Source organism: Kitasatospora sp. NPDC127116 (assembly GCF_042677365.1).
Lineage (GTDB): Bacteria > Actinomycetota > Actinomycetes > Streptomycetales > Streptomycetaceae > Kitasatospora > Kitasatospora lactacystinica.
On record NZ_JBHXTL010000004.1, the window covers coordinates 1 to 14,175 of the forward strand.

Genomic DNA, 14,175 nt, shown 5'->3' on the forward strand with positions numbered 1-14,175 from the left:
CCATGGATCACGTGGACGTCATGCTCGACCAGTGGAGCCGGGAGCGCCCGGACCTCGACCTGGCGGCCGTCGGCACCGTCGGCCGCCTCGGCCGCTTCGCGCTGCTCGCGGGTCGGGTCGTCGAAGAGGTGTTCAAGCAACACGGCCTCCAGCGCGGCGAGTTCGACGTTCTCGCCACCCTGCGCCGCTCCGGCGCGCCGTACGAACTGATGCCCTCCGAACTCGCCGCGCTGCTGCTGATGTCGCGGGCCGGCATGACCAGCCGGATCGACCGGCTGGAATCGGCGGGCCTGGTGGAACGCCGCACCGACCCGGCGGACCGGCGCAGCGTCCGCATCGCCCTCACCGCGGCCGGACGCGCCCTCGTGGACGCCGCCTTCACCGACCACGCGGCCAACGAGACCGCGTTGCTCTCCGCCCTCTCGGAGGAGGAACGGGCCACCCTGGACGGGCTCCTGCGCAAACTGCTCGCCGACGTCGAGGGCGCGGAGAGCCCGGCGCCCTGACGGCCCCGCCCGACGGCCCCGCCCGAGGACTGACCGACCCCGGACCTGACCTTCGCAGCCATTACGAACGACGACTGAGCCGGCACGGATTAGTTCATTCCTTCCTTCCTTCCGCACCAGCCCGACCGGCCACCTCCGAGCTCGGGCTCCGAGGCCGGCACACATCCTGCGGCCGGCGGCCAGGTCCGTGCAGGCCAGGACCGCGATCACCACCACTACTGCAACCGCGGCCGGCATCCGCACGATCGACGTCGGCAACGCGGAGATCGAGCGCGCGATCGGCTACCTGCTCAAGGACACCACGCGCGATCAGCTCGTCGACGCCATCCGATCCGCCTCCCGCGGCGAGACCGTCCTGGCCCCGAGGGTCGCGGAGCGGCTGGTTGCCCGCATGCGGCAACCAGCTCCGGTGACCCTGACCACCCGGGAGGTGGATGTGCTGAGCGCGGTCGCCGAACGGGTCCGGCATCGGACGGCCAGACAGTTCGCTGACGAACAGGCCGCGGCCTTCGCGATGCCTACCCGTCCTGCCCGTTGGCGGGAGCGCCATCCCCGGCCCGCTCCGAGAAGACCCGCCGGAGACATGCGACTGCCGGGAACGTACGCGCCTCACCTGCCACGTTGCTGTTTGGGGGTCAGCTTGGTGCGTTCACGGGCGCCGAAGGCGCGGGGTGGGGCAGTAGCGCGTGCCTCCTTCGAGGACAACAGTCGGCCCGGGGGCGATCTCGGTGAAGCCCGCGTCCTGGACCACCGGCAGCCCGCTGCGGACGAGTTCCTCCCACGCCTGCGGCGAGGCCGTTCGGACCGCGAGCGCGAAACCGGCCTCGGCCCACTCCTTGCGCTGCGCCTCGTCCAGCCGCCACCACCCGAGCTGGGCGGCGTGCCCGGTCTGCGCCATCGTCTTGCCCGCGCTCATCTCCAGCTCGGGGTTGAGCCACAGCACCGGCAGCCCCGGCTCGGGCGCCGTGACCTCGGCCGTCTCCTCAAGGTCCGTCCCGGACACCTGGAGCTTGGCGAGGTCCTTCGGCCACCCGTCCAGCGGGACCGGCGGGAACACCCGCACCTCGGCCTCCCGGCCGTGCACCGTGAGGCCCGGCAGCTCGCCCGCCCGGCGCCACTCCCCACCCCGGGCCCGCCGGACCACCTTGCGGATCCGGGCGTCCTCCCAGGCCGCGACCCGCTCCGCCCACTCGCCGTCCGCCCCGGTCACCCGGGGGTCGGACAGCAGGGTGAGCACCGCCCGGGCCGAGGTCTCCAGCGCGTCCGTCCGGCTCGGCGGAGTGGCCCGCTCCATCCGGACGACCAGGGGCAGCACGTACTGCGGCCGCTCGTCGCGGTCCTCGCGGTCCTCTCGCTCCGGGGCCTCGCCGGGGTCCGCCGCAGGGGCCGGGGGCTCGGAGACCGGAGCCGGAGGAACCACGGCCGGAGTCGGAGCGGTGGAGGTCGGGGCAGTGGGGGTCGGGGCATCGGAAGGATCAGTCACCCGTCCAGGATGCCAGCCCCGCTCCGGACGACTCGGCCCGGCCCGACCGCCGCAGCGTCCACCTCCGCGCTCACCGCAGCCGCTGCCGCAGCTCGTCCACCGCCGTCCGGATGCCCGCGCTGTACGCGTCCCCCGGCAGCGCGTCCTCCGACAGCGCGTCCAGACTGCGCACGGCGCGTTCGAGCTGCTCACGGGCGAGGTCCGGCTCGCCGAGCTCGAGGTGGTCCGAGGCCAGGTTGAGGTGCAGCGAGGGGTAGAAGGCGCGCACCTGGAGGGCCGACTCGTACGCCCCGGGTGCCCGATACCCGGCGTCCAATGCCCGGCGCCCGACGCCCGACGCCCGCCCTACGGCGCAGCGCCCCGTCAGCGCCGGTAGCCGCGCTGAGGGTCCCGCTCCTCGGCGTCCTCGTACATCAGGAACCAGCCCTCCGGGTGGGTGGCCGCCAGCAGCACCTCCGTGCGCTGCTCCGCCCCCAGTTCCGGATCGCCGTCGTCCGGCCCGTAGACCCCGAACAGTTCGTCGTGGCAGCCGTCCCAGTCGTAGTCGTACAGGTCGGCCGGGAGGTCGCCCATCATGTCCGCGACCGACTCGGGCTGGGCGCCGAGCAGCGTCCGGGCGTCCACCAGGGCCATCCGCAGCGCCACGTCCTCGGCCAGGCAGCGTGGCAGCGGCCACTCGCCGAGCGCGAGGTCGTCGGCGAGGTCGTCGAAGGCCCGGGCCATCGCGCGGCGCCAGCTCCGGTGCATCCGCCAGGTGCGTTCGGGGAGCCGGGCGAACACCGTCCAGTCCGCGTCCTCGCCGTCGACGATCGCCTCGTCCCCGTGCTCGTCGAAGTCGTCGTACGCGGCGTCGGCCAGGCCTATCAGCTGGGCGTGGAGCAGGCAGGCGGTGCGCGGGGTGAGCGTCCAGTCCGCGCCCGCGCCGCCGTCCTCCTCGTCGCCCTCCAGCGGGAACAGGTCGGCGAAGTCCGGTGTGAAGTCCTCCGTGACGCTGATCTCCAGCGTCCCGCCCATCGCCTCGACCCCGGGGATGGCGGCCACCAGCCGGTCCGGATGCAGCAGCGCGCCGAGCGCCGCGTTGGCGTCCTCGGCGACCTCGCGCAGCAGTTCGCGACGCTGGCCGGCCGGGTCGATGCCGTCGAAGTCCAGCTCCTCGACGGCCCTGATCGCGGCCGCGCGCAGGGCCGGCCAGTCGGTGATCCGCAGGCCCAGCACCACCGTCGCCTCGATCTCCTGCGCGCCGGAGTCCTCCGCCGCGCCCGGCCCCTGTGGATGATCGCTTCGCTCGCCCATGGGGCTAACGGTACGGCCTTTCGGCCCCCCGATCACCGGTCGGGACCAGCTTCCGGAAGCGTTCTCGGCCACCGCCCGGCCACGCCTCGGTCACTCGGACGCAGGAACTGGCAGGATGCGTCCCATGGCTGACATCAACGAGTACGGCGGCGGGCAGGGCCCGAACGCCGACGTCCTGGTCGTGACCACCAACGACATCCCCGGCTTCCGGGTCGACCACGTGATCGGCGAGGTCTTCGGGCTGACCGTGCGCAGCCGCCACCTCGGGAGCCAGATCGGTGCCGGTCTGAAGTCGCTGATCGGCGGCGAGCTGCGCGGTCTGACGAAGACCCTGGTCGAGAGCCGCAACGAGGCCATGCAGCGGCTGGTCGAGCAGACCAAGGCGCGCGGCGGCAACGCCGTCCTGATGATGCGCTTCGACGTCACGGAGGCGGCCGACGTCGGCACCGAGGTCTGCGCCTACGGCACCGCCGCGGTCATCTCCCCGCTCTCCTGACGCTCCTCCGCGCCTCTGCTCCTCCACGTCCGCGCATCCGCGCCTTCGCGCCTTCGCGCATCCGCCCGCGCACTCCCGTTCGCGACCACCGTTCGCCCGTCCACGGACGCCGACGGAGCCCCGGCGGAACGACGGGAACAGCCGTCGACCCCCCGATGTTTCAGCGGCGTGACTGTTTACGGTGCAACGAACAGCGTTCCGGAACGCGTGGACGTCCTGGTGGTGGGTGCCGGGCAGGCAGGCCTTTCCGCCGCCTACCACCTGGGCCGCCGCGGTTTCGCCCCGTACCGGGCGGGCGTCGACGGCGGTTTCGTCGTCCTCGACGCCAACGCCGTCCCCGGGGGCGCCTGGGCGCACCGCTCGCCGTCCTTGCGGATGGCCACCGTGCACGGCGTCCACGACCTCCCCGACGCCGAACTCCCGCCGCCGGACCCCGGGGCCCGCGCGCGCGAGGTGGTGCCGGAGTACTTCGCAGCGTACGAGGCCCGGCACGCGCTCCCGGTCGTACGCCCGGTCGCGGTGCGTGCCGTACGCGCCGAGTCCGAACGACCGGATGCCCGGCTGCTGGTCGAGACCGACCACGGTGTCTGGTCCACCCGCGCACTGATCAACGCCACCGGCACCTGGACCCGGCCCTTCCTCCCGCACTACCCCGGTCACTTCGCGGGCCGCCAGCTGCACTACGCCGAGTACCGCGGTCCCGAGGAGTTCGCGGGCCGGCGCGTGCTGGTGGTCGGTGGCGGCGCCTCGGCGGTCCAGGTGCTGTCGGAGGTCGCCGCCGTCGGCGAGACGGTGTGGGTCACCCGCTCCGAACCCCTCTACCACGACGGACCGTTCACCCCCGAGTACGGGCGCGCGGTGGTCGCCAAGGTCGAGGAGCGGGTCCGGCAGGGCCTGCCGGTGCGCAGCGTGGTCAGCGTGACCGGGCTCGGCCCGTCCGTCGCCCTCCGGCGCGCCCAGGAGCTGGGCGCGCTGCGCCGCCGCCCGATGTTCGACCGCCTGACCGAGCACGGGGTCGCCTGGGGCGACGAGGAGCTGCCGGTGGACGCGATCGTCTGGGCCACCGGCTTCCGGCCCGAGGTCGGGCACCTCGCCCCGCTCGGGCTGCGCTCCCCCGGCGGCGGGATCGCCCTCACCGGCACCCGCGCCACCGCAGACCCGCGCGTCCACCTGGTCGGCTACGGTCCGTCCGCCAGTACCGTCGGCGCCAACCGGGCCGGCCGCGCGGCCGTCAACGACCTGGTCAAGCTCCTCGGGGACCCGGCGCTCGCGGCACCGACCGGCGGGAGCCCGGCGCTCGCGGACCGGGTCGCGGAACCCGCCGCCGTCTGAGCTCGCTCAGCGGTCGTAGTCGACGGTCACCCGGTCGGTGAGCGGGCGGGCCTGGCAGGTCAGGACGTACCCGGCGGCCAGCTCCTTCTCCTCCAGGGCGAAGTTGCGGCGCATCTCCACCTCGCCCCCGGTGACCAGGGCGCGGCAGGTGCCGCAGACTCCGCCCTTGCAGGCGAACGGCAGGTCCGGCCGGGAGCGCTGGGCGCCGTCCAGGATCGAGCGGTCGCGCGGGAGGCAGAGCGTGCTGCCGCGGCCGTCGAGCACGACGGTCACCTCGCTCTGCGGGCCCGACCCGCCGTCGGCCGAGGCGTCCGTCCGGTCCCAGTCCTCGTCGCGCTCCGGGAGCGGCTCGTCCTCGGCGTGGAACAGCTCCTGGTGCACCCGCTCGCCCGGCACGTCCAGTTCCGCGAGCAGGTCCTTGGCCCCGGTGACCATGCCGAACGGGCCGCACAGCCACCAGTGCCCGACGCTCCCGACGTCCACCAGCGCCGCCAGCAGCGCGCGTACCCGCTCCGGGTCCAGCCGGCCGCTGAGCAGCTCGGCGTCCCTGGTCTCCCGGGAGAGCACGTGGACCAGCTGGAAGCGGCCGAGGTAGCGGTCCTTGAGGTCGGCCAGCTCGTCCGCGAACATCACGGTGTCGCTGCGCCGGTTGCCGTAGAGCAGGGTGACGGTGGAGCTGAGGTCGGCGGCCAGCACGGAGGCGGCGATCGACAGCATCGGGGTGATGCCGGAGCCCGCCGCGAGCAGCACGTGGTCGGCCGGGACCCCGAGTTCGGGGGTGAACAGGCCGGACGGCGTCAGCACCTCCACCTCCTCGCCGGGCTTCGCCTCGCGCACCAGCCAGCGCGAGAACAACCCGCCGGGCACCTCCCGGACGGCGATCCGCAGCGGCCCGCCGACCGGGGCGCAGATCGAGTACGAGCGGCGCTCGTCGGCGCCGTCCACCAGCTTGCGCAGGGTCAGGGTCTGCCCGGGGCGGAAGGCGTACTCCTCCGCCAGCCCGTCCGGCACCGCGAAGGTCACCGCGACGGCGTCCTCGCAGAGCCGCTCGACCCGGTCGATCCGCAACCGGTGGAAGGTCGGACGGCGGGCGGGGCGGATGCCGGTCGCGGACCCGGCGTCGACGGACGCGGGAACAGCGGCGGCGGGAACGGCGGAGCCGGCGGCGGAAGCGGCGGGCATTCAGATCTCCTTGACGCGTTCGAACGGCTCGCGGCAGGCCCGGCAGCGCCAGAGCGCCTTGCAGGCGGTGGAACCGAAGCGGGACAGCTCCTCCGTGTCGATCCCTCCGCACTGCGGGCACGGCACGGGGGGAACGGTGCCCGGCCCGGCCGTGGTCGGGGCTCCGGAGCGGGTCGGGCCCAGCGTGAGCGCCACCGGTCCGGCCGCGGCCGCGACGGCGGCGGTCGGGCGCGGTGGGGCGATGCCCGCCTCGGCGAGCTTGCGGCGGCCCTCGGCGGTGATCAGGTCGGTGGACCACGGCGGGTCCAGCCGCAGCCGCACCCGGACGTCCGGGTAGCCGGCCGCGCGCAGCCGGCGGTCCACGTCGGCGGCCATCTCGGCGACGGCGGGGCAGCCCGAGTAGGTCGGGGTCAGCCAGGCGGTGACGGTACCGCTGCCGCCGTCCACCTCGACCCCGGCCAGGACGCCCAGGTCGGCCAGGGTGAGCATGGGAAGCTCCGGGTCCGGGACGGCCGCGGCGACGGCCCAGGCCACGTCGCGGGTCGTCGGTTCCGCCGCGCCCGTCGTGCCCGCCATGCCCGTCGCGACCTCGTCGGTCACGATGCCGTCGGTCGCCACGTCGTGGGTCGCCACCTCGTCGGTCACCATGTCGTCGGTCACCATGTCGCCCCCGGGTGGGCTCGGGCCAGCACCTGGAGCTCGGCGAGCAGCGGGCCGAGCGCCTCGGTGTGCACGCCGTCCCGGCCGGCCCGGCCGAGGACGGTGGCCAGCGGCAGCGCGTCCGGCAGGGTCAGCCCGGCCTCGGCGAGGACTGCGGTGAGCGAGCGCAGCACCGGTTCGCGCAGGGTCGCCGGGTCGACACCCGCCCGCAGCTCCACCGGGTGCGCCGTGAACAGCTCCTCCAGCAGCGGCCAGACCGCGTCCAGCCCGGCCTGCATCCGCTCGGCCGAGTACGGCGTGCCGTCGCCGAGACGAAGCGTCCAGGCGGTCGCGTACTCCCGGTGGTAGGCGAGCTCCTTGACACCCCGGGTCGCGACCGCGGCCAGCACCGGATCGGGGTGCGCGCTCAGCGCCTCGTACAGGGCGCCGCGCGCGGTGGCGAACAGCAACAGCCGGGCGATCGAGTACGCGAAGTCGCCGTTCGACGTCTCCACCAGGCGGACGTTGCGGAACTCGTGCTCCTCGCGCCAGTACGCCAGGTCGTCCTCGGTGCGGCCGGTGCCGTCCGCCTGCCCGGCCCGGGTGAGCAGCAGGCGGGCCTGGCCGAGCAGGTCGAGGCCCAGGTTGGCGAGCGCGACCTCCTCCTCCAGCTCGGGCGCCCGGGTGCACCACTCGATCAGCCGCTGCGCGAGGACCAGGGCGTCGTCGCCCAGCATCTGGCAGTAGGCGGCGAGGTCGGCGCCGTCCAGACCGGCGGGCAGCGTGGTGTCCACGCCGAGCAGCGGGTCGGCGAAGCCCGTCCCGTACGCCCAGCGGCCCTCGCCCTCGGGTCCGGGGGCGGCGTCGGCGAGGCTGAGGTAGACGTGGTCGTCCTGGCCGGCGCCCGGGCCGGCGCCGGTGGTGGTTCCGGTGGTGGAGGTGGTGTGGTCGTGCACGGTGGCTCCCCCGTCAGATGTGCGGGACATCCTCGGGGATGTCGTAGAAGGTCGGGTGGCGGTAGACCTTGTCGCCGCTGGGATCGAAGAACGGGTCGCGCTCGTCCGGGGTGGAGGCGGTGATCGCGTCCGAGCGGACCACCCAGAGGCTCACGCCCTCGTTGCGCCGGGTGTACAGGTCGCGGGCGGCGAGCAGCGCCATCCGGTCGTCGGCGGCGTGCAGCGAACCGACGTGGACGTGGTTCAGCCCCCGCCGGGGGCGCACGAACACCTCGTACAGCGGCCAGCCGGCCTTGGACCCGGCCGGGGAGCCAACCTGGGGCTCGGTCACTTTCCGTTCTCCTGTTCGGTGGCTTCGGTGAGTCCGGGGGCTTGGTCGGCTCCGGGGGCGTCGACGGCTCCGGCGGTTTCGGCAGCCCCGGTGGCCTCAACGGCTCGGGCAGCCTCGGCGGCGCGCTTGGCCGCGTAGGCGACGGCGGCCTCGCGCACCCAGGCGCCGTCCTCGTGGGCGGCACGGCGACGTTCGATCCGCTGGGCGTTGCAGGGGCCCTGGCCGTGGATGACCCTGGTCAGCTCGGACCAGTCCGGCTCGCCGAAGTCCCAGCCGCCGCGCTCCTCGTTCCAGCGCAGCTCCGGGTCCGGGAGCGTGACCCCCAGGTGCTCGGCCTGCGGGACGGTCATGTCGACGAACCGCCGGCGCAGCTCGTCGTTGCTGTGCCGCTTGATCCGCCAGGCCATCGAGCGGGCGCTGTTCGGCGAGTCGGAGTCCGAGGGGCCGAACATCATCAGCGACGGCCACCACCAGCGGTCCACCGCGTCCTGGACCATCCGGCGCTGGGCCTCGGTTCCGCGCATCAGCGTCATCAGGAGCTCGTAGCCCTGGCGCTGGTGGAAGGACTCCTCCTTGCAGATCCGCACCATCGCGCGGGCGTACGGGCCGTAGCTGCACCGGCAGAGCGGGACCTGGTTGCAGATCGCGGCGCCGTCCACCAGCCAGCCGATCACCCCGACGTCGGCGAAGGTGAGGGTCGGGTAGTTGAAGATCGAGGAGTACTTCTGGCGGCCGGAGATCAGCTTCTCGGTGAGCTCGGCGCGGTCGACGCCGAGGGTCTCGGCGGCGGCGTAGAGGTAGAGGCCGTGACCGGCCTCGTCCTGGGCCTTGGCGAGCAGGATGGCCTTGCGGCGCAGGGACGGCGCCCGGGTCAGCCAGTTGCCCTCGGGCTGCATGCCGATGATCTCGGAGTGTGCGTGCTGGGCGATCTGGCGGATCAGGGTGGCCCGGTAGGCGTCGGGCATCCAGTCCCTGGGCTCGATCCGCTGCTCGGCGACGACGACCGCCTCGAACCGGTCCTCCGGCGTCTGCGCGGGGACCGCCTCGGCCACCTCTGCTGTCACCACAGTCCCCTCTCGTGTCCTGCCCGTCCTGCCCGGTCGGCTGCCGGAGTACCCGATCAACCAACCGACTGACCGTTCGGTCGGTACCATTCTGCGCAGCGGGGCGGAGGGATGGCAAGGTGTGAAACAGATAACAGCTGACAGATTTCAGAATCTGTCAGCTGTTATCTGTCGGCTGTCATCTGTTCGCCGGCGTCTGTCGGCCGTCCGCTGTCTGCTTCCGGCTGTTAGCTGTCAGCTGTCAGCTGCCGACCGTCAGCGGCTCACCGCAACGCCTCACCCCTCCGCGCGGTCACGCAGTCGCGGCAGCGGAACGGCGAGCAGCGCCGCCAGCAGCGCGATCCGGGGGGCGATCTGGTCGAGCCGGATGTATTCGTGCCGGGCATGGGCCCCGGCACCGACCGCCCCGAAGCCGTCCAGGGTCGGAAGCCCGCGCGAGCCCGGCAGGTTGGTGTCCCCCGCCCCGCCCGCCGGACCGCCGTCCAGCTGCTGACCGAGCACCGCGGCGAGCGAACGCACGTGCCGCAGCAGCGGGTTGCCGGTCCGCTCGGGCCAGGCCGGACGACTGGACAGCACCTCCGTACGAACCCGGGCACCCGGACGCAACGGGGCGAGCCGGGCGAGGTCGTCGAGCGTGCGGCGCTGCGCCTCGACAGTGGCGAAGCGCAGCCCCAGCTCGGCCTCGGCCCGGCCGGCGACCACGTTGGCACGCGAACCACCACTGATCCGACCGGCGTTCAGTTCGGTGCCGGGCTGGCCGGCGAGGTCCCGCACCACCACGAGCTGGTCCACCAGCTCGTCGACCGCGGACACCCCGTCGTGGGCGTCGTTGCCCGCATGCGCCTCGCGGCCGGTCACGGTGAGCCGCACCCGGGTGCTGCCGCGCCGCGCGGTCTTCAACCGACCGTCGGGGTGCGGTGGTTCGAGCCCCAGGACCGCCGCGGCGCCGCGCAACTGGCGCTCGACCAGGCGCCGCCCGTCCGGGCTGCCCACCTCCTCGTCGGAGACCACGACCAGGCGGACGGTCCGGTGCGGGCGCTCGCCCAGGTCCGCGAGCAGCGACAACGCGCTCTCCAGGACGGCGAGTCCACCCTTCATGTCGACCACGCCGGGGCCGGTGAGCCGACCGTCCTGCTCGGTCACCGGCCAGTCCGCGAGGGTGCCGACCGGCCAGACGGTGTCGTGGTGCCCGACGATCAGCAGGTGCGGCAGGGACTCGTCCCGGCCCTCCCACTCCAGCACGAGGTGGTCCCCGGCCGGTCCGGGCTCACGCCGGGCGGTGGCACCGGTGGCACGGAAGCCGGCCGCCAACTCCTCGGCGAGGGCGTCGAGTCTGGGCGCGTCCCCGCTGGGGGACTCGATCCGCGCCAGATCGGCACAGCGCCGCCGGACTGCTCCGGCGAGGGTACGGGCCCGGGCGCTGAGCGCCTGCGGCACACCGGGAAGCGCCGTGATGACGGTGGAGGCCCCGGGGGTGGCGGTGGCGGCCGGGCCCGCCGTGGGCTTTCCGGCCGTGTTCCTCGGCACCGCGGTCGTCGCCACCGCGTTCTTCGCGACGACCGCCTTGGCGAGGGACGACTTCGTGAGGGCGGACTTGGCCACCGCGGTCTTGGCTGCCGTGGTCTTGGCCGCTGCGGTCCTGGTTGCCGCGGTCTTGGCGACGGCTGCCGTGGTCACGGCGGTCTTCGCCGCGCCGGTCGCTACCGCGGCGGCCTGAGCCGAGGCGGCCGGAACCGCAGTGGCCTGAGCCGCAGCGGCAGTTGCGGTGCCGGTGGTGGCGCCCGCAGCGGTGGCGGTGCCGGTGGCGCCGACGGTGGTGGCGGCAGTGGTGGTGGTCGCGGTGGTCGCGGCGAGGGCCTCGCCGTCGGTGGCGGCCGGGACGGTGACCGGCGTCGGGTCGGGTTCCACGGCGGCGCCCGGCACGGCGGGCGCCCCGACGATCTGGGGACTCAACGCTCGCCTCCGCGACCACCGCCGGTATACAGCGGCCGTACCGGCCGACCGCTCCCACCCGGGTACCAGGCCCGGCCGGACCGCACCGGTCGACCGGTGTGATGGGCGGCCCACCGGATCGGCCCGTCTGGCCCAAGTACGGTGGAACGGCTGGGCGGCGTGCTTGGCATGTGCGTCCTCCTCGCTCGATCCGGGGGCCCCGGTCCGCCCGGAGCCCCCGTGGACGGTGGCCTCCTGGCAGCGGGCGCAATGGCCGGACCGCCGCAGGGAAGCCGAGATGTGAGCCTAGAAGAACCGTTCGGTTTCCTGCGAGGTGGCCCTGCTCCCAGCGTGCCGGTACCGGGCCCCGCTTCGGAGGCCGCCCGTCCACGATCGGCGCGGGCGCTCGGCGCGCGGGCCTGGATCGGCGCGCGGACGCGGTCGCCGGATCGCGCCCATCTCCACCATGGACCCGCCGCCCGAGTTCGGCAGCGCAAACGGCCAAGGCACGGCAATTCCACGCCGGATGGGTGACAGCGGCTCAGCATGCGATACGAACCGGGAGCACGCGGCGGCTCAGGGAAGCCCGCTGCCCCGCCCACCCCGACTCCGGGGGAACGTCCGGGGAACACCCGCGTGAACACCGGCCGGTGCCGTGCCCCGGTGTGCCCCTCCGAGCCTCGACGTGCCTCGGTTGCCCTCCCGGACACGACAGGGCGGCACCCCTGCACGGCGGGAGCAGGCCCGGTACGGACGTGCACGAATGTGTGCGAGCGTGCGCGACCGACCGGAACCCCGGTGCGCGGTCCCGGCCGCAGTCACTCTCCGCCGCTCGTCCTCAGCCACCGTCGCCCACCAGCCCGGCGTCGCGTGCGAGCAGCGCCGCCTGGACCCGGTTGCCGACACCGAGCCCGGTCAGGATCCGGCTGACATGCGCCTTGACGGTGCTCTCGCGCATTCCGAGCACGCCCGCGATCTCGGCGTTGGAGAGGCCGTCGGCAAGTTCGCGCAGCACGTCGGTCTCCCGCGGGGTGAGCCCGGCGACCCGGTGACGGGCGGCCACCGACCGGGGTGCCCCGACCCGGTGGTAGCGGTCGATCAGCCGCCGCGCGGCCGCCGGGTGCAGCATCCCCTGACCGCCCGCGACGACGTGGACAGCCCGGGCGATCTCCGCGGGCGGGGTGTCCTTGAGCAGGAAACCGTCCGCCCCGGCCGCGAGCGCCTGGTACACGTACTCGTCCAGATCGAAGGTGGTGAGGGCGATGACCCTTGGGCCGTCCGGGAGTTCGCGCAGCCGCCGAGTGGCGGCGATCCCGTCGAGCCGGGGCATCCGGATGTCCATCAGCGCGACGTCGATCCGCCGGCTGCCGGCGATTTCGACGGCTTGCAGCCCGTCGGCGGCCTCGGCGACCACGGTGAGTGCCGGGTCCTGGGCCAGGAGGTCGACCAGGCCGAGGCGAACCAGCGCGTCGTCGTCGACCACCATTGTTCGGATCATGCGGCACCCTTCGGCTGCTGCTTCGGTTCCTGCTCCGGTTCCATCGAACGCTCCGGTCCCGGAGACGCCCGCGCCGGGTCCGACGGCGCGCGCCCCGGTGGCGGCGGCGAACCCTCGCCCGGGGCGGGAGCCGGGTCGGGCACCAGCTGCGGCGGGCGGTCCGGCGCGGGCAACCGGGCGGAGAGCCGGAAGCCGCTGCCACCCTCCGGACCGGCGTCGAGGTGGCCGCCGAGGGCCTCGACCCGTTCGGCCAGCCCGACCAGCCCGTACCCGCCGCCGGCACCCGGCCCGTCCGGCATCGCCTCGCCCGGGCCGTTGCGGACCTCGACCGTCGTCGCCGGCGCCCCGTAGCCGACCCGGACGGTGACGGGCGCGGCGTGCGCGTACTTGCGGGCGTTGGTCAGCGCCTCCTGGACCAGTCGGTGCACGGCCAGCCGGTGGGTGGTCGGGATGGTCTCCGGGTCTCCCGAGAGGGCGAGTTCGACCCGTTGGCCGGCCAGGTTCGCCTCGCCGACGAGTTCGGTGAGGTCGCGCAGGGCGGGCGCCGGGACGCTCCCGGCCTCGGCCGGCACGGGCGGATCGTCTCCCGCGGCGTGCGGGGCCGGAGGGTCGGCCCGCAGCGCGCCCAGGACGTCGCGCAGATCGTCGAGCGATCGGGCGGCGGTGGTGCGCAGCAGTTCGAGTCGGTGGGTGAGGCGGTCGGTGTCCGCGGCGACGGTGCCGGCCCTGGCCTGGTCGCGCAGCACCCCGGCGTGCAGCACCAGGAGGCTGAGCCGGTGGGCCAGCACGTCGTGCATCTCCCGGGCGATCCGGGCGCGTTCGGCGGCTCGGGCCTGGTCGGCACGCAGCTCGCGCTCGCGGCGCAGCGCGTCGACCTGCTCGTGCAGGGTGCGGATCAGCACCCGTCTGCCGTGCAGCCACAGGGCGACCGCCAGGACGGCGGCCTGGACGAGGAGTTGGGACCCGGCGGTGCCGGCCCAGCCGATCAGCGAATCCGCACCCGCCGCACTGCCCACCACGATGGCCGCGCCGCCCGCCACCGCCGGGCCGGTCCGGCCCAGGTAGGCGAGGTGGAAGACGCTGAACAGGCCGGGGAAGGCCCGGTTGAACGACCCGCCGGTGAGCACCGGCAGTACGGCCGAGGCCACCGGGTAGCGGCGGGCGAAGACGAGCGAGAGCGCGGCGAGTGCGGCAACGACCGTACGCGGCAGGCGCAGTGGACCGTCGGAGTGCGTCCACTGGACCAACGCCTCCTCGATGCCCAGGCCGAGCACTCCGAGCAGCAACAAGGTATCGGTCCCGGCCCGGTGGTCCGGCCCGTACCAGCCGAGCACACTCCTGCGCATGACGCTCCTCCTTTCCTCTCCCCCCGCCCCGAAAGCCTTCCGCACGTTCGGTGTTCGGTACCTCGGGCTCGATGCTAGGGGCGCTCGACCGTGGAACACCTCTGTCTTCCGGGTAAC

14 protein-coding genes and 1 pseudogene are annotated in these 14,175 nt (G+C 74.2%); 4 read left to right on the forward strand and 11 right to left on the reverse strand.

What is annotated here, in order from left to right:
• Positions 1–2 precede the first annotated feature (2 nt).
• Together ACFVHV_RS02490 and ACFVHV_RS02495 are read left to right on the forward strand one after the other, a co-directional pair.
• On the forward strand, positions 3–506 hold the full coding sequence (locus tag ACFVHV_RS02490) for a MarR family winged helix-turn-helix transcriptional regulator (RefSeq protein ID WP_380348298.1): 504 nt from the start codon (positions 3–5) through the stop codon (positions 504–506).
• Between the two features lie 178 nt (positions 507–684).
• Positions 685–963, forward strand: a pseudogene (locus ACFVHV_RS02495) (DNA-binding response regulator); the annotation flags it as partial.
• Positions 964–1,155: 192 nt separating this feature from the next.
• On the opposite strand, the gene ACFVHV_RS02500 reads toward ACFVHV_RS02495, so the two are convergent.
• The 3 genes from ACFVHV_RS02500 to ACFVHV_RS02510 form a co-directional block, all read right to left on the reverse strand.
• Positions 1,156–1,926: a peptidyl-tRNA hydrolase gene (locus ACFVHV_RS02500; protein ID WP_359900524.1), complete on the reverse strand. Its 771-nt coding sequence runs from the start codon at positions 1,924–1,926 to the stop codon at positions 1,156–1,158.
• Between the two features lie 133 nt (positions 1,927–2,059).
• The gene (locus tag ACFVHV_RS02505; protein ID WP_380348300.1) at positions 2,060–2,305 is read right to left on the reverse strand and encodes a hypothetical protein; all 246 of its coding nucleotides are present in this window, start codon (positions 2,303–2,305) and stop codon (positions 2,060–2,062) included.
• A 47-nt stretch (positions 2,306–2,352) separates the two neighbouring features.
• Positions 2,353–3,282: a hypothetical protein gene (locus tag ACFVHV_RS02510; protein WP_380348302.1), complete on the reverse strand. Its 930-nt coding sequence runs from the start codon at positions 3,280–3,282 to the stop codon at positions 2,353–2,355.
• Positions 3,283–3,406: 124 nt separating this feature from the next.
• Between ACFVHV_RS02510 and ACFVHV_RS02515 the strand changes: the two genes are divergently transcribed.
• Together ACFVHV_RS02515 and ACFVHV_RS02520 are read left to right on the forward strand one after the other, a co-directional pair.
• Positions 3,407–3,778, forward strand: a complete 372-nt coding sequence (locus ACFVHV_RS02515) for a YbjQ family protein (RefSeq protein ID WP_359900518.1) — start codon at positions 3,407–3,409, stop codon at positions 3,776–3,778.
• A 168-nt stretch (positions 3,779–3,946) separates the two neighbouring features.
• Complete coding sequence (locus tag ACFVHV_RS02520) at positions 3,947–5,110, forward strand: NAD(P)-binding domain-containing protein (protein ID WP_380348304.1); 1,164 nt, start codon at positions 3,947–3,949, stop codon at positions 5,108–5,110.
• A 6-nt stretch (positions 5,111–5,116) separates the two neighbouring features.
• Here ACFVHV_RS02520 and paaE read toward each other — a convergent pair whose 3' ends face one another.
• From paaE to ACFVHV_RS02560, 8 genes are all read right to left on the reverse strand, one after another.
• Positions 5,117–6,292 (reverse strand): 1,2-phenylacetyl-CoA epoxidase subunit PaaE, encoded by a 1,176-nt coding sequence (paaE, locus tag ACFVHV_RS02525; RefSeq protein WP_380348306.1) that lies wholly within the window; start codon positions 6,290–6,292, stop codon positions 5,117–5,119.
• Positions 6,293–6,868 carry a 1,2-phenylacetyl-CoA epoxidase subunit PaaD gene (gene paaD, locus ACFVHV_RS02530; RefSeq protein WP_380348450.1) on the reverse strand — a complete coding sequence of 192 codons (576 nt, stop codon included), beginning with the start codon at positions 6,866–6,868 and terminating at the stop codon, positions 6,293–6,295.
• Between the two features lie 80 nt (positions 6,869–6,948).
• On the reverse strand, positions 6,949–7,887 hold the full coding sequence (paaC, locus tag ACFVHV_RS02535) for a 1,2-phenylacetyl-CoA epoxidase subunit PaaC (RefSeq protein ID WP_380348308.1): 939 nt from the start codon (positions 7,885–7,887) through the stop codon (positions 6,949–6,951).
• A 13-nt stretch (positions 7,888–7,900) separates the two neighbouring features.
• On the reverse strand, positions 7,901–8,218 hold the full coding sequence (gene paaB / locus ACFVHV_RS02540) for a 1,2-phenylacetyl-CoA epoxidase subunit PaaB (protein WP_359900510.1): 318 nt from the start codon (positions 8,216–8,218) through the stop codon (positions 7,901–7,903).
• Positions 8,215–9,372 carry a 1,2-phenylacetyl-CoA epoxidase subunit PaaA gene (paaA, locus tag ACFVHV_RS02545; RefSeq protein ID WP_380348310.1) on the reverse strand — a complete coding sequence of 386 codons (1,158 nt, stop codon included), beginning with the start codon at positions 9,370–9,372 and terminating at the stop codon, positions 8,215–8,217. The genes paaB and paaA overlap by 4 nt, the downstream gene beginning before the upstream one ends.
• 186 nt (positions 9,373–9,558) lie before the next feature.
• Positions 9,559–11,235 (reverse strand): M20 family metallopeptidase, encoded by a 1,677-nt coding sequence (locus tag ACFVHV_RS02550; protein WP_359900506.1) that lies wholly within the window; start codon positions 11,233–11,235, stop codon positions 9,559–9,561.
• 817 nt (positions 11,236–12,052) lie between these two features.
• Positions 12,053–12,712 carry a response regulator transcription factor gene (locus tag ACFVHV_RS02555; RefSeq protein ID WP_359900504.1) on the reverse strand — a complete coding sequence of 220 codons (660 nt, stop codon included), beginning with the start codon at positions 12,710–12,712 and terminating at the stop codon, positions 12,053–12,055.
• Positions 12,709–14,058, reverse strand: a complete 1,350-nt coding sequence (locus ACFVHV_RS02560; protein WP_380348312.1) for a sensor histidine kinase — start codon at positions 14,056–14,058, stop codon at positions 12,709–12,711. Before ACFVHV_RS02560 ends, ACFVHV_RS02555 begins: the two co-directional genes overlap by 4 nt.
• Between the last annotated feature and the right edge of the window lie 117 nt (positions 14,059–14,175).